Genomic DNA, 20,828 nt, shown 5'->3' with positions numbered 1-20,828 from the left:
CCGCCTATGGATCGTGTTCGCAATCGGCTTTGTCCGTGTGGTGCGTTTCGTCTTACCCGTTCGCCCGGGAGCCGCGCGTTGTGGTAACGACGTGCGCGTAAGCTGGGAACCCCGGGGTGCCACGGCTCTCGGGGGTTTCGCGCTGCCTCACCTTTGATGGGCTCATGACCCTTTCCGGACTGCTCGACGTTGCCTCTTCCGATCCTGCGCTCACCGCGGCGGCCGCCGCGGGCGGCGGGCGTCTCGATCTGATCGCGCCACCCGCGCTGCGGCCGCTCATCGGCGCCGCGTTCGCCCGAGGGCGCGGGCGCCCCGTGCTGATGGTCACCGCGACCGAGCGGGAGGCCGAGGACCTGACGGCCGCCCTGACGAGCCTGCTCGACCCGGCGGGTGTGGCCGCCTTCCCGGCGTGGGAGACCCTCCCGCACGAGCGCCTGTCGCCGCGCTCGGACACGGTCGGCCAGCGCCTCGCCGTGCTGCGCCGGCTCGCCCACGGCGACCCCGACGACCCGGCCGCGGGGCCGGTGCAGGTCGTCGTCGCCCCCGTACGCGCCGTGCTGCAGCCGATCGTGTCCGGCCTCGGCGACCTGGAGCCGGTACGCCTGCGGCCGCAGGACGAGGCCGATCTCGACGTCGTCGTACGCCGGCTGGTCGAGGCCGGCTACGACCGTGTGGACCTCGTGGAGAAGCGCGGCGAGATCGCGGTGCGCGGTGGCATCCTCGACGTCTTCCCGCCCACCGAGGAGCATCCCCTGCGGGTGGAGTTCTGGGGCGACCAGGTCGAGGAGATCCGCTACTTCAAGGCGGCCGACCAGCGTTCACTGGAGGTGGCGGCCGAGGGCCTGTGGGCGCCGCCGTGCCGTGAGCTGCCGCTCACCGAGGCCGTACGCGAGCGCGCCAAGGACCTGGCCGACGAGCACCCGGCGCTCGCCGACGTGCTGGAGCAGATCGCCTCCGGTGCCGCGGTCGAGGGCATGGAGGCGTTCGCGCCGGTGCTCGCCGAGCGCATGGAACTGCTGCTCGACGTGCTGCCCGGCGAGTCTCTGGTGATCGTCTGCGACCCCGAGCGCATCCGCACCCGCGCCGCCGAGCTGGTCAGCACCGGCCAGGAGTTCCTCGAGGCGTCCTGGGTGAACGCCGCCGTGGGCGGCGAGGCGCCGATCGACCTCGGCGGTGCCGCCTACCGCTCCCTGGAGGAGGTCCGCGACCACGCGACCGAGCTCGGCCTTCCCTGGCGGACGATCACCCCGTTCGTCAGCGTCGAGTCGCAGACCCGCACTGAATACTCTGCGGCGACCGGTGAGATGACCGAGGTCACCGAGGTTACCGGCGAGCCCGACGGCGACGCCCTGCGCATCGGGGCGCGCGCCGCGGACGCCTACCGCGGCGACACCCAGCGCGTGATGGCCGACGTCAAGGGCTGGATCCACGAGGGCTGGCGCGTCGTGCTCGTCACCGAGGGCCACGGCCCGGCCGAGCGGCTCGCCGAGGTCGTCCGCGAGGAGGGACTCGGCGCGAAGGTCGCCGACCTGGACGGGCCGCCCGATCCGTCGCTCGTGCACGTCTCGTGCGGACGCCTCGACCACGGCTTCATCTGGGACGCGGTCAAACTGGCGGTCCTCACCGAGACCGATCTTTCGGGGCAGAAGTCCTCGACCAAGGACATGCGGCGCATGCCGTCGCGGCGGCGCGGCGGCATCGACCCGCTGCGGCTGACCGTCGGCGACTACATCGTGCACGAACAGCACGGTGTGGGCCGCTATGTCGAGATGGCCAGCCGTACGGTGCAGGGCGCCACCCGCGAATACCTGATCATCGAGTACGCCAAGGGCGACCGGCTGTTCGTGCCCACCGACCAGCTCGAGGAGGTCACCCGCTACGTCGGCGGCGAGGCACCGAGCCTGCACCGGCTCGGCGGTGCCGAGTGGCAGAAACAGAAGGGCCGCGCGCGCAAGGCCGTACGCCAGATCGCGGGGGAGCTGATCCGGCTCTACTCGGCACGGCAGGCGTCCCCCGGGCACGCGTTCGCCGCGGACACGCCCTGGCAGCGCGAGCTGGAGGACGCCTTCCCCTATGTCGAGACGCCCGACCAGCTCGGCGCCATCGACGAGGTCAAGTCCGACATGGAAAAGCCGGTGCCGATGGACCGGCTGATCTGCGGCGACGTCGGCTACGGCAAGACCGAGATCGCGGTACGCGCGGCGTTCAAGGCGGTGCAGGACGGCCGGCAGGTCGGCGTTCTGGTGCCGACCACTCTGCTCGTGCAGCAGCACCTGTCGACGTTCTCCGAGCGATTCGCGGCGTTCCCGGTCGTCATCAAGCCGATCAGCCGGTTCCAGAGCGCGGGAGAGGTCGCCGAGACCCTGCGCGGCCTCGCCGACGGCACGGTCGACCTCGTCATCGGCACGCACCGGCTGCTGTCGCCCGAGACCAGGTTCAAGGAGCTCGGCCTGGTCATCATCGACGAGGAGCAGCGGTTCGGCGTCGAGCACAAGGAGCGCCTCAAGGAGATGCGCACCCAGGTCGACGTGCTGGCCATGTCGGCCACCCCGATCCCGCGCAGCCTGGAGATGGGGCTGTCCGGCATCCGCGAGATGTCCACGATCCTCACCCCGCCCGAGGAGCGGCACCCGGTCCTGACCTTCGTCGGTCCCTACGACGACAAGCAGATCGCCGCGGCCATCCGCCGCGAGATGCTCCGCGAGGGCCAGGTCTTCTTCGTGCACAACCGGGTGCGATCGATCGACAAGGTGGCCAAGCACCTGGCCGAGCTGGTGCCCGAGGCGCGTGTCGCCGTCGCCCACGGCCAGATGAACGAACACCAGCTCGAGAAGATCATGGTCGACTTCTGGGAGAAGGAGTACGACGTCCTGGTCGCCACCACGATCGTGGAGAGCGGGCTGGACATCCCGAACGCCAACACCCTGATCGTGGACCGGGCCGACATGTACGGCCTGTCGCAGCTCCACCAGCTCCGTGGCCGGGTCGGGCGCGGGCGCGAACGCGCCTACTCCTACTTCCTGTATCCGCCCGAGGCGCCGCTGACCGAGACCGCGCACGAGCGGCTGGCCACGATCGCCCAGCACACCGAGATGGGTGCGGGCATGTTCGTGGCCATGAAGGACCTGGAGATCCGCGGGTCGGGCAACGTCCTGGGCGCCGAGCAGTCCGGGCACATCGCCGGCGTCGGGTTCGACCTGTACGTCCGCATGGTCGGCGAGGCCGTACGCGAGCTGCGCGAGGACGGTCCGGCCGAGACCCCGGAGGTCAAGGTCGAGCTGCCGGTCGACGCGCACATCCCGCACGAGTACGTCCCGGGGGAGCGCCTGCGGCTGGAGGCGTACCGCCGCATCGCCGGCATCCAGGACAGCGGGGAGATCGAGGGCGTACGCGAGGAACTGGCCGACCGCTTCGGGCCGCTGCCCGTGGCGGTGCTCAACCTCCTGGAGGTGGCGCGCTTCCGCGCCCTGGCGCGGAAGGGCGGGCTGACGGACGTTACCCTGCAGGGCGGTCACATCCGGTTCTCGCCGGTACGCCTGCCGGACTCGCGCCGGGTACGCCTGCAGCGGCTGTACCCCAAGAGCATCGTCAAGGACGCGACCAATACGCTGCTGGTGCCGGTGCCCAAGACCGCTCCGCTGGGCGGGCGTCCGCTGCGCGACCAGGAGCTGCTGAAATGGTCCACCGATCTCGTGGAGGCCCTGCTCCTCCCCGAGCCGGTGGGCAGCAAGATGGGCAATGAATGAGCCATGAACGAGAAGGACACTCGTGTTCCGTAAGTCGCTGAAGGCCGCCGTCTGTGTACTGGCCGCCGGTACCGCCCTGGCCGCCTGCGGCCCCCTCAAGCCCGGCGCCGCCGCCATCGTCGGCCATGACCGCATCACCGACGCGAAGCTCGACTCCGCCGTGACGCAGTGGTCGAAGGAGCTCCCGAAGTACCCGGAGGCGCAGCAGCTCGTGCAGAAGGCCCAGGCCGACGCGCGAGCCGCGGCCGAGGGTCAGCCGGCTTCGCCTTCGGACCCGAACGAGGTCAAGCCGTTCGACCCGTCCTCGCCCCAGCGCAGCGCGCTCTTCCTGATGATCGCCATCCGGTCGTGGGACGAGGTGGGCCGCGAGAAGGGCCTCATCCCGAACCCCGGCCAGGTGGACGCCTTCCTGGCGAAGGCCGGTGGGCCGGCGGGGCTCAACACCTCCATGGTGGCCCAGGGCCTGCCGACGAGCTACAGCGATGACTTCGCACGCACCGTCATGATCCAGCAGGCACTGCTGGCGCGCTATGGCGGCGGCACCGCCGACCAGCAGGCGGAGCAAATGGCCGAGCAGCGGATGGTGGGCGATCTCGTCGGCGTCCAGCGCAAGCTCAGGATCTCGGTGAACCCGCGCTACGGCAGTTTCGACAAGGACATGCGTTTCGGCTCGATCTGCCCGCGCCTGTCGACGCCGGACAGCGGCACGCCCGACCACACCGCCGGTGAGGTCAAGTGCCAGGTCTGATCTTCCTCGCCTCCTCGCCGCGCGTCGCGCCGGGGCAGCTCACCTGGCCCGCGTGGGACACGCTCCGGTCCGCCGGCCGCGTCCTGACCGGGTCGGAGGACCATCCGCAGCTGCCGTACGTCCGCGCGGCCGGGATCGAGGTGTCGGTGGCGGCACCCGACGCACGTGCGCTCGTACACGCCGCGGTGAGCGGCGGCGTGGTCTGGATCGCCGCCGAGGACGGCGACGAGACCCTGATGCGTGAGGTCGGCGCGGTCCTGGTCGGCATGGAGGATCCGGTGGAGGTCGAGGTCCAGCACGGGGCCTACGACCTGCCGGGCGCGCGCATGCTCGACCTCGTCACGGTGATGGAGATCCTGCGCCGCGAATGCCCCTGGGACCGCGAGCAGACGCACGCCTCGCTCGGCCCGTACCTGCTCGAAGAGGCCTACGAGGTCATCGACACGATCGAGAACGGAGACCTCGAGGCCCTGCGCGAGGAGCTCGGTGACGTCCTGATGCAGGTCGTCTTCCACGCCGAGGTGGCCGAGGACTTCACCTTCGACGACGTGGCCGAGGGCATCGTGGACAAGCTCCTACGCCGGCACCCCCACGTGTTCGGCGAGGTCACGGTGGCCGACGCGGACGAGGTCAACGCCAACTGGGACAAGATCAAGTCGGCCGAGCGCGGCGACGACGCGTCGATCTTCCACGGGGTGCCGATGGGACAGCCGGCCCTCTCCCTGGCCGCCAAGCTGCAGCGGCGTGCCGCCAAGGCGGGCGCCCCCGAGGGCCTGTTCGCCGATGAGGGCGTGGGCGCCGAACTCTTCGCCCTGGTCGCCCGGCTGCGTGACGAGGGCCGCGATCCCGAGGCCGACCTGCGCGCCGCCGCCAGACGCTTTCACGACCGCGTACGCGCCTGGGAGGACACGGCCGGCGAATAGCCATCAAGCCGTGAGAGCGCCCATAACCGACGAAACGCCGTCCAAGGTTTCCGGTTACCACCCGTGTGGGGATGACCGCGGATTGTGGGGGTGAAAACGGGAGATACGCTCGTCAGGCTGCGTGATCTGGCGACCGTCGCTTTCATCGCGGGCCTCCTGACGGCGTTTCTCGTGCTCCCGTACGCCCTCATGGGCGGGTTGAGCGTCCGTGCGGCCAACCGCGGGTTCCAGTCGCTGCCCGCCGACCTGATCACGCCCGCGCTGCCCCAGGGCTCGGTGATCCTCGCCGCCGACGGCACCAAGCTCGCCACGTTCTACTACGAGAACCGCGTCGAGGTGTCCATCGGCCAGGTCGCGCCGATCATGCGGCGGGCGATCGTGGCGATCGAGGACAGCCGCTTCTACGAGCACGGCGCGCTCGACGTCAAAGGCACCATCCGGGCCGTGATCGCCAACGTGCGGGCCGGCGGCGTCATCCAGGGCGGGTCGACGCTCAGCCAGCAGTACGTCAAGAACGCCCTCGCCGAGATGGCCGACTCCCCCGCGGAACGCCGCAGCGCGCTCGAACCGACCGCCGGCCGTAAGCTGCGCGAACTGCGCTACGCCGTGGGCCTGGAGAAGAAGCTCACCAAGGACCAGATCCTGGAGCGTTATCTCAACATCGCCTACTTCGGCGACGGCGCGTACGGCATCGAGGCCGCCGCACGGCACTACTTCGGCGTGCACGCCGCGGCACTCACGCTCGCGCAGGCCGCGACGCTGGCCGGGATCGTACGCTCGCCGCAGACCTACAACCCGCACCTGCACCCCAAACGCGGACGTGAGCGCCGTGACCTCGTGCTGAACCGCATGCTCGAGCTCAAGGTGATCACGCCACCGGAGTCGGCGGCGGCCCGCTCCCAGCCGGTCCACCTGCGGATCACCAAGACGCCGAACGGCTGCGTGAACAGCTCCGCGCCTTTCTTCTGCGACTACGTGCAGCGCGACATTCTGGGCAACCCGGTGTTCGGCAAGACCCTCCGGCAGCGCCGCGCGCTGCTGCAACGCGGTGGGCTGCAGATCCACACCACGCTCGAGCCCAAGATGCAGAAGGCGGCGCAGCACGCCGTGGACCGCCACGTCCCGCCGAAGAACAGCTCGGGCAAGGCGGCGGCGGAGGTCCTCATCCGGCCGGGAACGGGCGAGATCACCGCGATGGGCATCGACCGGAAGCTGGGCGACAGCAGCAAGCGCGGCATGATGTGGGTCAACCTCGCCGCGGACTCCGACCACGGCTCCAGCCTCGGGATGCAGGCGGGCTCGACGTTCAAGGTGTTCACGCTGGCCGAGGCCCTGCGCCAGGACATGCCGTTCGGGCAGAAGCTCTTCGCGCCCAAGGAGTTCCTCCCCACCGGCTTCCGCGACTGCGCCGGTCACCGCGTCGGCGACACGACCGCGCTCGGCAACGCGGGCGACGGCGAGGGGGGCAAGGACTTCAGCCTCATGACGGGTACCTGGCATTCGGTGAACACGTTCTTCCTCGAGCTCGAGCGCAAGGTCGGCCTCTGCGAGACGTACAAGATGGCCACCCGGCTCGGCATGCGGAAGGCCACCGGCGGAAAGCTCCAGCAGTACCCGTCCTTCACCCTCGGCTTCAACACGGTCTCACCGGTGCGCTTGGCGGCGGCGTACGCGGCGTTCGGTGCCCGCGGCAAGTACTGCTCGCCGATCGCGATCACGGGCATCGGCTCCCCACGTGGGCCGGTCAAGGTGCCGAGTGCCGGATGCCACCAGGCCATCGACACCGATGTCGCCGACGCCGTCAACCACGTTCTCGGCGGCGTACTGACCAAGGGCACCGCCAAGGGAAACGAGATCGGCCGCCCGGCGGCGGGCAAGACGGGCACGGTGGACAACTTCTCCTCGGCCTGGTTCGCGGGCTACACCCCGGACATGGCCAGTGCCGTCTGGGTCGGCGACCCGCGCGGGGGCTACAAGCACCCGCTGCGCGACGTGTGCCTCGGCGAGGGGTGTTTCGGGCAGGTGTACGGCGCGGACGTCCCCGCGCCGATCTGGCGCGACACGATGACGGAGGCGTTGCAGGGCGTGCCGGAGCACGGGTTCACCGCGCCCGGTGGGGGCTTCTTCCGTAAGGGGAGCGGTGAGGAGGAGGACGACAAGGACAAAGACAAGGACAAGGACAAGGACAAAAAGCACGACGCCGAGAAGGGCGACGGCAAGACCGATCGCGATGACGACGGCCTGGGACCGGAGTTCGACTGGCTGTTCCCGCCGTAGGAGCAGCCGTAGTGGTGCGGACGGCCGTTGTGGGATTACTCCTGGAGGGGTATCTGGAGCGTTGCGTCCACATGTGGACAGGTGGGGCTCGTGTTACGGCTGGGCGGCCCGGTCCGTTCGGGCCGTCGCGGTGCTCGGCGAGGTCGGAAGGGGGCGGCCCGGTCGCGGCGGGCGCGCATCGGTCGCCAGAAAAATGTGCACTTTGTAACTTATGGAGCCGTCTAGCGGGATAAGTATCTGTTTTGTTAGGCGGGTGAGATCAAAGCAGGCACTGGAGGACGTACCCTGAGCGCGTGTCGTCTGGGGTGGCCCCGCAACATCGAGTCCTCCGAATCCTCTGGCGCCTCGCAGGTACGGGGGTGGTCGCCGGTGTGCTGGCGGCCCTTATCGCGTTTTCCACAATCGGGATGCTCGGGGTGAGTGCCCGGGACGGTGCCAACTGGTTTCAGGCCGTCCCCGCCGACATCAGCACACCCCCGGTGGCCCAGCGCTCGGTCATCCTCGCCGCGGACGGGTCGAAGATCGCGACCTTCTACTACGAGAACCGCGTGGACGTCCCGCTGAACAAGGTCGCCCCGGTCATGCGCAAGGCGATCCTCGCGATCGAGGACAACCGCTTCTACGAGCACGGCGGCCTTGACCTCAAGGCCACCTTCCGCGCCCTGGCCAGCAACCTCGTGGCCGGTCAGGTGACGCAGGGCGGCTCGGGCATCACCCAGCAGTACGTCAAGAACCTCCTGGTCGAGACCGCGAGCAATGACGAGCAGCGTGACCTGGCCCGCGCCACCACGCCCGCTCGCAAGCTGAAGGAGCTGCGCCTCGCGGTCGCGATGGAGAAGCGCTACACCAAGGACCAGATCCTGGAGCGCTACCTCAACATCGCCTACTTCGGCGACGGCGCGTACGGGGTCGAGGCCGCGGCCCGGCACTACTTCGACAAGTCGGCGGCGACGCTCACCCTGCCGGAGGCGGCGCTGCTGGCCGGCATCGTCCGCTATCCGTACGCCTACGACCCGACCGTGAACCCCAAGACGGCCACCGACCGCCGCAACACCGTGCTGGCGCGGATGGCCCAGATCCACTGGGCGAACGCCTCCGACGCGGAGGACGCCGAGCACACGCCGCTGGACCTGCACGTCAAGTCGACGCCGAACGGCTGCGTCGAGAGCAAGGCCCCGTTCTTCTGCGACTACGTGCAGCGCGAGATCCTCACCAACCCGATCTTCGGCCCGACCGACAGCGCGCGGAAACTGCTCCTACAGAGCGGTGGCCTGACCATCCGTACGACGGTCGACCCGAAGATGCAGAAGGCCGCGCAGCAGGCGGTCGACCACTACGTGCCGCAGAAGAACTCCAGCCACAAGGCGTCCGCCGAGGTCCTCGTCCAGCCGGGGACGGGCAACGTCAAGGCGATGGCCGTCGACCGTGCCCTCGGCCCGTCGGAGAAGATCGGCAAGACCTGGGTCAACTTCGCCGCCGACGGCGACCACGGCACCAGCCTCGGCATGCAGGCCGGCTCGACGTTCAAGATCTTCACTCTTGCCGCCGCGCTGGACCAGGACATGGCCTTCGGCCACCGGCTGTACGCACCCGACCACCTCGCACCCACCGGTCTGCACGCCTGCGACGGCAAGTACGCGGGGTCGACGACCTCACTGAGCAACGCCGCCGACGGAGAGGGCGGGCGGACGTTCAGCCTGGTCACGGGCACGTGGAACTCCGTCAACACCTTCTTCCTCAACCTGGAGAAGCAGGTCGGGCTCTGCGACACGGTGAAGATGGCCGAGAAGCTCGGCATGCGCCGCGCCGACGGCAAGCCGCTGGAGCAGGTCGCCTCCTTCACCCTCGGCCCCAACACGATCTCGCCGGTACGCCTCGCGGCGGCGTACGCGGCCTTCGCCGCCCGCGGCAAGTACTGCGACCCGGTGGTCCTCACCAAGATCACCGACTCCGCCGGCCATCAGATGAAGGTCCCGGACGCCAAGTGCCACCAGGCCATCCGCAAGGGCGTCGCGGACGGCGTCAACCACGTACTGCGCGGCGTGCTCACCCAGGGCACCGCGGCCGGCATGGGCATCGGCCGCCCGGCGGCGGGCAAGACCGGCACGGTCGATGACTACTCCTCGGCCTGGTTCGCCGGGTACACGCCCGACTTGGCGAGCGCCGTCTGGGTCGGCGACCCGCGCGGCGGCTACGCCCACCCCCTGCGCAACGTCTGCCTGGCCGGCCGCTGCTACGGCGAGGTGTTCGGGTCGGACGTCCCGGCACCGATCTGGCGCGAGACCATGCTGGGCGCGCTACGTGGCGTCCCCGCACACGGCTTCCACAGTCCGCCGAGTGAGTACTACCGCGAGGGCTCGGGCGAGGACCGCGTACAGGTGCCGAACGTCGTCGGCCTCAGCGCGTCGGCGGCGAGGTCACGGCTGGCCGCGGCGGGCTTCGGCGTGAACACCGGCGGGAGCGTGTCCTCCGACACCTACCCGCGGGGCACGGTGGCCCGTACGAGTCCGGGCGGGGGTTCCCGCGTCGAGCCCGGGACGACGGTGACCATCTACGTGAGCAAGGGCCGTCCGAACCGTCCCGGCCCGCCCGGCAACCCGCCTCCCGGCGGCCCGCCGACCAAGGGTCCGCCGACGTTCCCACCCCCGACCATCCCGCCGATCGGCGACACGACGGGCGCTCGCCCGACCAACGACTGACCCCGCGGGGACCGGCGAAGTCCCATGTCCGGTGGTGTTACCCAATCGTGGCAGACATTCCCGATCGATTCAGTTGACTAAGGGCATCGCCCGTTGGTCTACTTTTCGTACCAAATTGATCGGAAATATGGAGCAAGGACGATGGGTCACAGCACAAGAACCATCGCCGCGGTGGCGGCACTGGGCATCAGCATGTCCCTCGCGGCCTGCGGAGGCTCGTCCTCGGACGACTCCGGGAGCGGCGGCGGTAAGAAGGTGCAGTTGGCCTTGGTGGCCTACTCCACCCCTCAGGCCGCGTTCCAGGACCTCATCAAGGCGTTCCAGAAGACGCCGGCGGGCAAGAACATCACCTTCACCCAGTCCTACGGCGCCTCCGGCGACCAGAGCCGGGCGGTCGCGTCCGGGCTCAAGGCCGACGTCGTCGACTTCTCACTGGAGACGGACGTCACCCGGCTGGTGAAGGCCGGGCTCGTCGCCTCCGACTGGAACAGCAACCCCCAGCACGGGTTCATCACCGACTCGGTGGTCACCATCACCACCCGCAAGGGCAACCCGAAGAACCTCAAGGACTGGCCGGACCTCATCAAGCCGGGCATCCAGGTGATCACGCCCAACCCGTCCACCTCGGGCGGGGCGCGCTGGAACATCCTGGCCGGCTACGGCGCCGCGTCCAGCAAGGGCACCAACCAGCCCGCCGGAGTGGCCTACCTCAAGAGCCTGCTGAAGAACGTCCCGGTGCAGGACGACAGCGGCCGCAAGGCGCTGCAGACCTTCGTCGGCGGCAAGGGCGACGCGGTCATCACCTACGAGAACGAGGCGATCTTCGCCCAGCAGAAGGGCCAGCCGGTCGACTACACGATCCCGGCCTCCACGATCCTCATCGAGAACCCGATCGCGGTGACGAAGAACAGCGCCCACCCGGCCGAGGCCAAGGCGTTCGTGGACTTCCTCTACAGCAAGGCGGGCCAGACGATCTGGGTCAAGAACGGCTACCGGCCGACGGTCGCGGGAGTGCCGGGAGCCGACAAGTTCCCCAAGCCGGCCGGCCTGTTCACCATCAAGGACCTGGGCGGCTGGGACAAGGTCACCACGGACTTCTTCGACCCGCAGAAGGGCATCGTGACCGGCATCGAGAAGAGCCTCGGCGTCTCGACCGGGAAGTGACCTTTTGACCTCCGAGACGCTCGAAACGGACTCCGCCGGGTCCGGCACTCCGCCGGACCCGGTGCGGCCCGTCGCGCGGCGCAGGCCGCCCAGCGCGCCGACGGCGCTGGGCCTCGGCTCGGCGATGATCTTCCTCAGCCTGATCGTGCTGATCCCGCTGGCCGCCGTCCTCTGGAAGTCGGCGGGGGAGGGACCGGGCTTCTTCTGGAAGTCGGTCACCACCCCGGACGCCTGGGCGGCGTTGAAGCTGACCATCGTCGCCTCGGTCATCGTGGCCCTGATCAACCTGGTGATGGGCACGCTGATCGCCTGGGTGCTGGTACGCGACTCCTTCCCCGGCAAGGCCGTGCTGGACACCCTCATCGACCTGCCGTTCGCGCTGCCGACGATCGTCGCCGGGCTGGTGCTGCTGGAGCTGTACGGAGCGGACAGCCCGCTCGGCATCAACCTGGCGTACACGAGGGTCGGCGTCGCGGTGGCGCTGCTGTTCGTGACGCTGCCGTTCGTCGTGCGTACCGTCCAGCCGGTCCTCCTCGAACTCGACCGGGACATGGAGCAGGCGGCCGCGTCCCTTGGGGCAGGCAACTGGACCATCTTCCGGCGGATCATCCTGCCCAACCTGCTGCCCGCGATGATCTCCGGGACCGCGCTGGCCTTCACCCGGTCGATCGCCGAGTTCGGCTCCACCGTGCTGATCTCCGGCAACCTGCCGTTCAAGACGCAGGTGGCCGCGGTGCAGATCTTCGGGCAGATCGAGAACGACAACACCGCCTCGGCGGCCGCCGTGTCGACCGCCCTGCTGGTGGTCGCGTTCGTGTTGCTGGTGGCCCTGGACCTGGTGCAGAGGTGGGGGTCGCGTCGTGGCTGAGCGCTCGAGTGCCCAAAAGCCGAGACGATCGGTGAGCAGGTACGCGTTGCGGGCCGTGGCGCTGGTCTACCTGCTGTTCCTGTTGATCCTGCCGGTGGCGCTGATCTGCTGGAAGACCTTCCAGCACGGGCTCGGCCCCTTCTTCGACGCGCTCACGACACACGAGGCGCTCCACGCCTTCCAGGTGACGTTCATCGTCGCGCTGTGCGCGGTCGCGCTGAACACCGTCTTCGGGATCGGCACCGCGGTCCTGCTGGTCCGCCATCACTTCCCCGGCAAGCGGATCCTCAACGCGGTGATCGACCTGCCGCTGGCGGTCTCCCCGGTCGTGGTCGGCCTGGCGCTGATCCTGGTGTACGGGAAGTTCTCCTCGTTCGGTGGCTGGCTGGAGGACCACGGCATTCAGATCATCTTCTCGACGCCCGGCATGGTCCTGGCCACCGTGTTCGTGTCGCTGCCGCTGGTCGTACGCGCCGTCGTCCCGGTTCTGGAGGAGCTGGGCGAAGAGCAGGAACAGGCCGCCCAGACGCTGGGCGCGGGCCGGTGGCAGACCTTCCGGCGCATCACCATCCCCGGCATCCGCTCGGCCCTGGCCTACGGCATCGTGCTCTGCCTGGCACGGGCACTCGGCGAGTACGGCGCGGTCGCGGTCGTGTCGGGGCGCCTGGTCGGCCAGACCCAGACCCTCACGCTGTACGTCGAGGAACGCTTCCAGAACTTCGAGCAGCCCGCCGCGTTCGCCGCCGCCACCGCGCTCGCGCTGATCGCCATCGTCAGCCTGCTCGTCATCAAACTGCTCCAGCGAAAGGCTGACTGATGGCCATCGAAGCCCGCCACATCAACAAGGCGTTCGGCACCACCCCGGTGCTGCATGACGTGTCGGTGGAGGTCGCCTCCGGCTCACTCACCGCGCTGCTCGGGCCCTCCGGCGGCGGCAAGTCGACGCTGCTGCGGGTGATCGCCGGGCTGGAGCAGCCGGACTCGGGCACCGTGCTGATCTCCAGTAACGACGTCACCCGGCTGGCTCCGCAGCGGCGCAATGTCGGCTTCGTGTTCCAGCACTACGCGGCGTTCAAGCACATGACCGTCTTCGACAACATCGCGTTCGGCCTGCAGATCCGCAAACGCCCCAAGAGCGAGATCCACAAGCGGGTGCACGAACTGCTGGAGCTCGTCCATCTCGACCAGTTCGCCAAGCGCTACCCGGCGCAGCTGTCCGGCGGCCAGCGGCAGCGGATGGCGCTGGCCAGGGCGCTGGCGGTCGAGCCCGAGGTGCTGCTGCTGGACGAGCCGTTCGGCGCGCTGGACGCCCAGGTCCGCAAGGAGCTGCGCGCCTGGCTGCGCCGGCTGCACGACGAGGTGCACGTGACGACCGTGTTCGTCACCCATGACCAAGAGGAGGCGATCGAGGTCGCCGACACCATCGTGGTGCTGGCCGGTGGCCGGGTGGAGCAGTCCGGCAGCCCGCATGAGGTGTACGACAACCCGGCCAACCAGTTCGTGATGCGCTTCCTCGGCCCGGTGACCGAGCTGGACGGCCGCCTGGTCCGCCCGCACGACATCGAGCTGACCACCGAACCCGAGCCGGGCAGCACCGAGGCTACGGTCGAACGCGTGGTCCGGCTGGGCTTCGAGGTCCGGGTGGAGATGAGACTCGGGGAACAGGACGCGTGGGCCCAGGTCACCCGGGGGCTGGCCGAACGACTTGGGCTGGCGCCGGGTGAGACCGTGCATGTCCGGCCCAGCTCCGACGCTCGGACCCTCGCCATCGCCTGAGCCTGTGCACATCACCGCACGTACCGACTACGCCCTACGGGCCGTACTCGCCCTGGCCGCGGCGGACCCCGCCACCGTCACCGCCGGCGCGCTGGCGGCCGGGGAGGGCATGCCGCTGGCCTTCCTGAAGACCATTCTCAGTGAACTACGCGGCGCCGACCTCATCGCCACCCAGCGCGGCCCGGAGCGCGGCTACCGGCTGACCCGGCCCGCCACCGAGATCTCGGTCGGCGAGGTCATCCGGGTGGTCGACGGCTCGCTCACCGACATCCGCGGCGAGCCGGCCGCCGACGCCTGCTACGAAGGCACGGCGACGCACCTGCGCCACGTCTGGCTGGCCGCCGACACGGCGGTGCAGAACATCGTCGACCAGGTGACCCTTGCCGACGTCGTCACCGGCAACCTGCCCCCGCACGTCCGTGACCTCACCGGCTGAGCCGGGCCGTACACGGTCGTGCCGGAAGAGGACGTGCTGGGAACGTCAAGGTGTCTCCTGGCCGAACTTGCTCCCCGGTGAACCCGAAACAGGGGTGGCGTTGCGCCGGGGCCCTCTCCGGGGCGGCTAGGCTCGTGGGGCGAAACGTCCCGTAGTGATTACAAGGAGATCAAGTGTCGTCGATCGACGCCGTACACGCTCGGGAGATCCTCGACTCCCGTGGTAATCCCACCGTCGAGGTCGAGGTGCTGCTCGACGACGGCAGCGAGGCGCGCGCCGCGGTGCCGAGTGGAGCCTCGACCGGTCAGTTCGAAGCGGTCGAACTCCGCGATGGCGGCGAGCGCTACAACGGAAAGGGCGTCGAGAAGGCCGTCCTCGGAGTGCTCGACGAGATCGCGCCCGAGCTGCTCGGCTACGACGCCGACGACCAGCGCCTCATCGACCAGGCGCTCATCGACCTGGACGGCACGCCGGACAAGTCCCGCCTCGGCGCGAACGCCCTCCTCGGCGTGAGCCTGGCGGTGGCCAAGGCGGCCGCCAAGACGGCGAACCTCCCGCTGTTCCGTTACGTCGGTGGCCCCAACGCGCACCTGCTGCCGGTGCCGATGATGAACATCCTCAACGGTGGTGCGCACGCCGACACCAGCGTCGACATCCAGGAGTTCATGGTCGCGCCGATCGGCGCGCCGACGTTCAGTGACGCGGTCCGCTGGGGTGCGGAGACCTACCACGCGCTGAAGTCGGTGCTCAAGGGCCGCGGCCTGGCGACCGGGCTGGGCGACGAGGGCGGCTTCGCCCCCGAGCTGCCGAGCAACCGCGACGCCCTCGACCTCATCCTCGAGGCGATCAAGAGCGCCGGCTTCCGGCCGGGCACCGACATCGCGCTCGCCCTCGACGTGGCCGCGACGGAGTTCCACACCGATGGCACCTACGACTTCGAGGGTGCCAAGCGCTCGTCGGAGGAGATGGCCGCCTACTACGGTGAGCTGCTCGACGCGTACCCGCTGGTCTCCATCGAGGACCCGCTGTCCGAGGAGGACTGGGCGGGCTGGAAGGCCCTCACGGACGCCGTCGGCGGCAAGGTGCAGATCGTGGGCGACGACCTGTTCGTCACCAACCCCGAGCGCCTGCAGCGCGGCATCGACGCGGGCTCGGCCAACGCCCTGCTGGTCAAGGTCAACCAGATCGGCACCCTCACCGAGACGCTCGACGCGGTCTCGCTCGCCCAGAGCAACGGCTTCCGCTGCATGATGAGCCATCGTTCCGGCGAGACCGAGGACACCACGATCGCCGACCTGGCGGTGGCCACCAACTGCGGTCAGATCAAGACCGGCGCCCCGGCGCGTAGCGACCGGGTGGCCAAGTACAACCAGCTGCTCCGCATCGAGGAACTCCTCGACGACGCCGCGCGCTACGCCGGTGCCGCCGCGTTCCCCCGATTCCGCTGGCAGTAGAGCCGATGGCTCGCATGATGCACCGTGACTGAGGAGAAGAAGCGCCCGGCCGAGGTGGACGCCAAGGAGTTGCGGCGCGCCCACCTCACCGGGCGTGCCGCGATCCTGGCCGTGGTCGCCTGCGCCATCGCGCTGAGCCTGGCCTACCCGGTGCGCGAGTACATCGCGCAGCGGCGCGAGATCGCCCAGCTCCGTGTCCAGCAGCGGCAGGCACAGCAGCAGGTCGAACAGCTCGCCGCGCAGAAACAACGCCTCGGCGACGAGTCCTACATACGCGGCCAGGCGCGGAGCCGCCTGCACATGTGCGACCCAGGGGCGAAGTGCTACGTCGTGCTCGGTGGCGACCAGGGGGAGACCGGGGACGCAGGCCACAAGGCCGCACCGCCCGCGCCCCCGTGGTACGTCACCCTCTGGCAGTCGGTGGACGCGGCCGACCGGCGCCGCTGACCGCATAACCTTGCAGCGGACGCTCGGCTCGTATTCAGGGCCCGGCGGCATACTCGATGGGCTCGACGAGACACTCGAGGGGACAAGGGTGATCGACCAACGCGACGCCGCCGCGGTGGCGGCCCAGCTCGGCCGTGAGCCGCGCGGGCTCCAGGCGGTGGCCCATCGCTGCCCGTGCGGACTGCCGGACGTGGTGGAGACCGCGCCGCGGCTCTCCGACGGCTCCCCGTTCCCCACGCTCTTCTATCTGACCTGTCCGAAAGCGGCCTCGGCCATCGGCACCCTCGAGGCGAGCGGGCTGATGCGGGAGATGACCGCGCGGCTGGCCACCGACCCTGAGCTTGCGGAGGCGTACGCGGCGGCGCACGATGACTACGTCGCCCGCCGGGACGCCGCCGCGCGAGCGCAGGGCGTCGAGCCGCTTCCCGCGGGTACGCAGAGCTCAGGTGGCATGCCGGCACGGGTCAAGTGCCTGCACGCCCTCGTCGCGCACGAACTCGCGGTACCGGGTGCGAACCCCATCGGCCGCGAGGCCCTCGATGCCCTTCCGGACTGGTGGCGGTCCGGAAAATGTGTAACTGTCGAAACGACTTCACACACTGCCTGTCAAGCGAGTCAGGAAGCTGTCATGATCGCGGGCGCGACGGATACCCAACGGGAGACCCGGGGTACGGGACCCGGGCCGGGAGCACGCGCCGGCCGTGATGGCGGAACGAGCCGGGAGGCGAGCAGATCTTGAGCGCATCGACACGCGTGGCCGCGATCGACTGCGGCACCAACTCGGTCCGCCTGCTCATCGCCGATATCCGCGGCGGGGAGCTGGTCGAGCTCGAACGCCGGATGGAGGTCGTTCGGCTCGGCCAGGGTGTGGACAGGTCCGGGCGGCTCGCGCCGGAGGCCCTCGAACGCACCTTCACCGCGATGCGCGGCTACGCCAAGCTCGTCGCCGGCCACGGGGCCGAGCGCGTACGCGTCGTGGCCACCAGCGCCACCCGTGACGCCGCCAACCGGGACGAGTTCGTACGTGGTGTCGTCGAGATCTTCGGAGTGGAGCCGGAGGTCATCTCGGGAGACGAGGAGGCACGGCTCTCCTTCGCGGGAGCGACGAAGGACCTCGCGGCGCTCCGCCCGATGCGGCCCTACCTCGTCGTGGACATCGGTGGCGGGTCGACTGAGTTCGTCCTCGGCACCGGCGACGTCGAGGCGGCGCGGTCCGTCGACATCGGCTGCGTGCGGATGACCGAGCGCCATCTTCGCGGCGACCCGCCCTCACCGGAACAGGTCGCGGCGGCCGTCGCCGACATCGACGCCGCTCTCGCGGCCGTACGCACCGGAGCGGCCACCCCTGGTGAGGCCGCCGCGTCCCGCAGCGCCGAGGCGGCGCTCGTGAGCGAGAACGGCGACGGGGCGCTCGCGCCGCCGGCGCCGGCCGCGCCCGACGTGCCGGGCGTGCCGATCGAGCGGGCCCGTACGCTCGTGGGGCTGGCCGGCTCGGTGACGACCGTCGCGGGCATCGCCCTGGACCTGCCCGAGTACGACCCCCGGCGCATCCACATGTCACGGCTCAAGGCCCGGCAGGTGCACGACGTGACCCGGATGCTCCTGCACTCCACGCACGACGAGCGTGCCGCGATCGGCGTCATGCATCCCGGCCGGGTCGACGTCATCGGTGCCGGCGCGCTCATCCTCGACCGCATCATGCGCGAGTACGGCTTCGCGGACGTGGTCGTGAGCGAGCACGACATCCTCGACGGCATCGCATGGTCTCTGGTCTGAGGGCATGAACGCCCCGTACGTTCCGCCGGGCTCGGGCTGGCCCGGCGACCCGGCCACGCCGCGGACCCCGGTCGCGGAGTCGCCGCAGGACGTCCAGCGGCTCGCGGCCGAGGCTCGGTCCCTGGACGAGCTGGTGGCGCGCCAGTCGGTGTGCCGGGCCTGCCCGCGCCTCGTCGAGTGGCGCGAGCAGGTCGCGGTCGAGCGGCGCCGCGCCTACGCGAGCGAGGACTACTGGGGACGCCCGGTGCCCGGCTGGGGCGACCCGGAGCCTCGCGTGCTCATCGTCGGCCTCGCCCCGGCCGCCCACGGCGGCAACCGTACGGGGCGGATCTTCACGGGCGACCGCAGCGGCGACTGGCTGTTCGCGTCCCTGTACCGCGTCGGTCTGGCTGCCATCCCCACCAGCACGTACGCGGGGGACGGCCAGCGGCTCCTGGGCGTTCGTGTCGTCGCGCCGGTGCGCTGCGCGCCCCCGGCCAACAAGCCGACCCCGCCCGAACGCGCCACCTGTGCGCCGTGGCTGCGGCGGGAGCTGGAGCTCGTCGCGGGGAGCGTCCAGTCGATCGTCGTCCTCGGCGGCTACGGCTGGCAGGCGCTGTGGCCGGTCCTCAAGGAGGCGGGCTACGGCATGCCGGTACGGCGTGCGGCGTTCGGTCATGGCGCCGAGGTGGAGCTGAAGGCCCCCGACGGGGGGTCGGCGTTGCTGATCGGCTGCTACCACCCGAGTCAGCAGAACACCTTCACGGGCCGCGTCACCGAAGAGATGCTCGACACCGTCCTCACGCGGGCCCGTACGCACGCGGGCCTGCCGGCGCCCGCGGAGTCCTGAGCCGGCGGCGGGCGTACCAGGGCGCCGCGCAGGTGCGCGATGCGGGCAGGGAGGGGGCCCAGTGGAGCCCCCGCTTCCTCTGGACGTTCCCGCCCTGCCCTATCGCTGCGCATCCCTCTTTCGCCCTCTTTGACGCGCTTACACGGCTTGCGGTTCGAACGTGAGCCGATTCACAGAGCCGGGCCTACGACGCTCAGGTTCCGCGGAGTACGGTGAGGGCGTACTTCGTGAAAACTTTCACAAGCGCCACGATCAATTTTCGGAGAGTGTCATGGGTACCGCATCGAACATGTCCGAACACGTGCTCATCGTTGGTGGCGGCTATGTCGGGATGTACACCGCTCTTCAGCTGCGGCGGAAGATGCGCCGGCGGCTACGGGACGGCCAGCTCAAGATCACGCTCGTCGACCCCCAGTCGTACATGACCTATCAGCCGTTCCTGCCCGAGGCGGCGGCGGGCAACCTGGAGCCGCGGCATGTGGTGGTCTCGCTGCGGCGCGTCCTGCCCGGAGTGACGATCCTGAACGGCCGCGTCACGGGGATCGACCACGCTCTCCGTGAGGCCACGGTCCGGGTCGTGGAGCGCGGCGAGGACGAGCCCGAGGAGATCCGGACGGTCTCCTATGACCTGCTGGTGTTCTGCCCTGGGTCGATCTCGCGGACGCTGCCGATTCCGGGCCTGGCCGAACACGGCATCGGATTCAAGACGGTGGCCGAAGCGATCTTTCTGCGCAACCACGTCCTTCGTCAGCTCGATATCGCCGCCTCCACCACGGACGCCGAGACGCGCAGGCGTGCGCTCACTTTCGTGTTCGTCGGCGGCGGGTACGCGGGTGTCGAGGCGCTCGCCGAACTCGAGGACATGGCGCGCGATGCCTGTGAGTACTACCCCGATCTCGATGCCAAGGAAATGCGCTGGGTGCTGGTCGAGGCCAGTGATCGCATTCTTCCCGAAGTCGGTGTCGACATGGGCAAATGGACCGTGGACGCGCTGCGCCGGCGCGGAATCGACGTTCGGCTCCAGACCCTGCTCAAGAGCGCGGAGAATCTCGACCTCGTGCTCAGTGATGGTGAGGAGTTCGGCACCGGGACGCTCGTGTGGACGGCGGGAGTCCGGCCTAATCCTCTTGTCAAGGAGACGGATCTTCCACTGGATGACAAGGACAGGGTGAAGGCCACCGCCGAACTGACCGTTGAAGGGGTCGACAACGCCTTTACCGCAGGTGATATCGCTGCTGTTCCCGATCTCACCAAACCCGGCGAGTTCTGCGCGCCGAACGCCCAGCATGCGGTACGTCAGGCCAAGGTTCTGGGTGACAACGTTGTCGCCGCGTTGCGGGGGGGTCAACTAAAGGCTTACAAACACGCCTATGCCGGATCGGTGGCCAGTCTCGGACTCCACAAGGGGGTTGCCCAGGTCTATGGGATCAAGCTAAGAGGGCTTCCTGCGTGGTTCATGCACCGTACGTATCACCTGTCCCGACTGCCGACTTTGAACCGCAAGGCACGGGTCACCGCAGACTGGACGCTCGCCCTGTTCTTCAAGCGTGAGGTCGTTTCGCTGGGGACTCTGGAGCGTCCGCGGGAAGAGTTCAAGCTGGCCACTAAAAAATACTGAGCGGTATTCGGCCCGAATTTCGTTGCGGCAGTAATAGGAATTCTTGACCTCATTTAGTCTGTGGTCC

General features: G+C 69.5%; 16 protein-coding genes. All 16 read left to right on the top strand.

Annotation, left to right across the window (positions count from 1 at the left end):
- The first annotated feature begins 164 nt into the window (after positions 1-164).
- The 16 genes from mfd to FB559_RS06660 all read left to right on the top strand — a co-directional run bounded on the left by mfd (position 165) and on the right by FB559_RS06660 (position 20,761).
- Positions 165-3,746: a transcription-repair coupling factor gene (gene mfd / locus FB559_RS06735; protein WP_141954413.1), complete on the top strand. Its 3,582-nt coding sequence runs from the start codon at positions 165-167 to the stop codon at positions 3,744-3,746.
- Positions 3,747-3,768: 22 nt separating this feature from the next.
- The gene (locus tag FB559_RS06730; RefSeq protein WP_141954410.1) at positions 3,769-4,494 is read left to right on the top strand and encodes a hypothetical protein; all 726 of its coding nucleotides are present in this window, start codon (positions 3,769-3,771) and stop codon (positions 4,492-4,494) included.
- The gene (locus tag FB559_RS06725; protein WP_141954408.1) at positions 4,482-5,417 is read left to right on the top strand and encodes a nucleoside triphosphate pyrophosphohydrolase; all 936 of its coding nucleotides are present in this window, start codon (positions 4,482-4,484) and stop codon (positions 5,415-5,417) included. Before FB559_RS06730 ends, FB559_RS06725 begins: the two co-directional genes overlap by 13 nt.
- Positions 5,418-5,507: 90 nt before the next feature.
- The gene (locus FB559_RS06720) at positions 5,508-7,694 is read left to right on the top strand and encodes a transglycosylase domain-containing protein (protein ID WP_246121391.1); all 2,187 of its coding nucleotides are present in this window, start codon (positions 5,508-5,510) and stop codon (positions 7,692-7,694) included.
- Positions 7,695-8,101: 407 nt separating this feature from the next.
- Positions 8,102-10,393: a penicillin-binding protein gene (locus tag FB559_RS06715; protein WP_141954406.1), complete on the top strand. Its 2,292-nt coding sequence runs from the start codon at positions 8,102-8,104 to the stop codon at positions 10,391-10,393.
- Positions 10,394-10,534: 141 nt separating this feature from the next.
- The gene (locus FB559_RS06710) at positions 10,535-11,557 is read left to right on the top strand and encodes a sulfate ABC transporter substrate-binding protein (protein WP_141954403.1); all 1,023 of its coding nucleotides are present in this window, start codon (positions 10,535-10,537) and stop codon (positions 11,555-11,557) included.
- A gap of 4 nt (positions 11,558-11,561) precedes the next feature.
- Positions 11,562-12,425 (top strand): sulfate ABC transporter permease subunit CysT, encoded by an 864-nt coding sequence (gene cysT, locus FB559_RS06705; protein ID WP_141954401.1) that lies wholly within the window; start codon positions 11,562-11,564, stop codon positions 12,423-12,425.
- Positions 12,418-13,242 (top strand): sulfate ABC transporter permease subunit, encoded by an 825-nt coding sequence (locus tag FB559_RS06700; protein ID WP_221639901.1) that lies wholly within the window; start codon positions 12,418-12,420, stop codon positions 13,240-13,242. The genes cysT and FB559_RS06700 overlap by 8 nt, the downstream gene beginning before the upstream one ends.
- A complete protein-coding gene (locus tag FB559_RS06695) occupies positions 13,242-14,201 on the top strand; it encodes a sulfate/molybdate ABC transporter ATP-binding protein (RefSeq protein WP_141954397.1) in 960 nt (319 codons plus the stop codon). Before FB559_RS06700 ends, FB559_RS06695 begins: the two co-directional genes overlap by 1 nt.
- A 4-nt stretch (positions 14,202-14,205) precedes the next feature.
- Positions 14,206-14,637, top strand: a complete 432-nt coding sequence (locus FB559_RS06690; RefSeq protein ID WP_185792069.1) for an RrF2 family transcriptional regulator — start codon at positions 14,206-14,208, stop codon at positions 14,635-14,637.
- A 173-nt stretch (positions 14,638-14,810) separates the two neighbouring features.
- Positions 14,811-16,091, top strand: coding sequence for a phosphopyruvate hydratase (gene eno / locus FB559_RS06685; protein WP_141954393.1), 1,281 nt, complete (start codon positions 14,811-14,813; stop codon positions 16,089-16,091).
- 24 nt (positions 16,092-16,115) lie between these two features.
- A complete protein-coding gene (locus FB559_RS06680; RefSeq protein ID WP_141954391.1) occupies positions 16,116-16,538 on the top strand; it encodes an FtsB family cell division protein in 423 nt (140 codons plus the stop codon).
- Between the two features lie 88 nt (positions 16,539-16,626).
- Positions 16,627-17,277 carry a DUF501 domain-containing protein gene (locus tag FB559_RS06675; RefSeq protein ID WP_141954389.1) on the top strand — a complete coding sequence of 217 codons (651 nt, stop codon included), beginning with the start codon at positions 16,627-16,629 and terminating at the stop codon, positions 17,275-17,277.
- Positions 17,274-18,314 carry a Ppx/GppA phosphatase family protein gene (locus FB559_RS06670; protein WP_141954388.1) on the top strand — a complete coding sequence of 347 codons (1,041 nt, stop codon included), beginning with the start codon at positions 17,274-17,276 and terminating at the stop codon, positions 18,312-18,314. The genes FB559_RS06675 and FB559_RS06670 overlap by 4 nt, the downstream gene beginning before the upstream one ends.
- A 4-nt stretch (positions 18,315-18,318) precedes the next feature.
- Positions 18,319-19,143, top strand: a complete 825-nt coding sequence (locus FB559_RS06665) for a uracil-DNA glycosylase (RefSeq protein WP_141954385.1) — start codon at positions 18,319-18,321, stop codon at positions 19,141-19,143.
- A 271-nt stretch (positions 19,144-19,414) separates the two neighbouring features.
- Positions 19,415-20,761, top strand: coding sequence for an NAD(P)/FAD-dependent oxidoreductase (locus tag FB559_RS06660; protein WP_246121389.1), 1,347 nt, complete (start codon positions 19,415-19,417; stop codon positions 20,759-20,761).
- Positions 20,762-20,828: the final 67 nt, after the last annotated feature.

The organism is Actinoallomurus bryophytorum, assembly GCF_006716425.1.
In the GTDB taxonomy this organism is placed as follows: Bacteria; Actinomycetota; Actinomycetes; order Streptosporangiales; family Streptosporangiaceae; genus Actinoallomurus; species Actinoallomurus bryophytorum.
The sequence above is the reverse complement of the archived record's forward strand: the minus strand, read 5'-3'. Positions and strand labels throughout refer to the sequence as shown.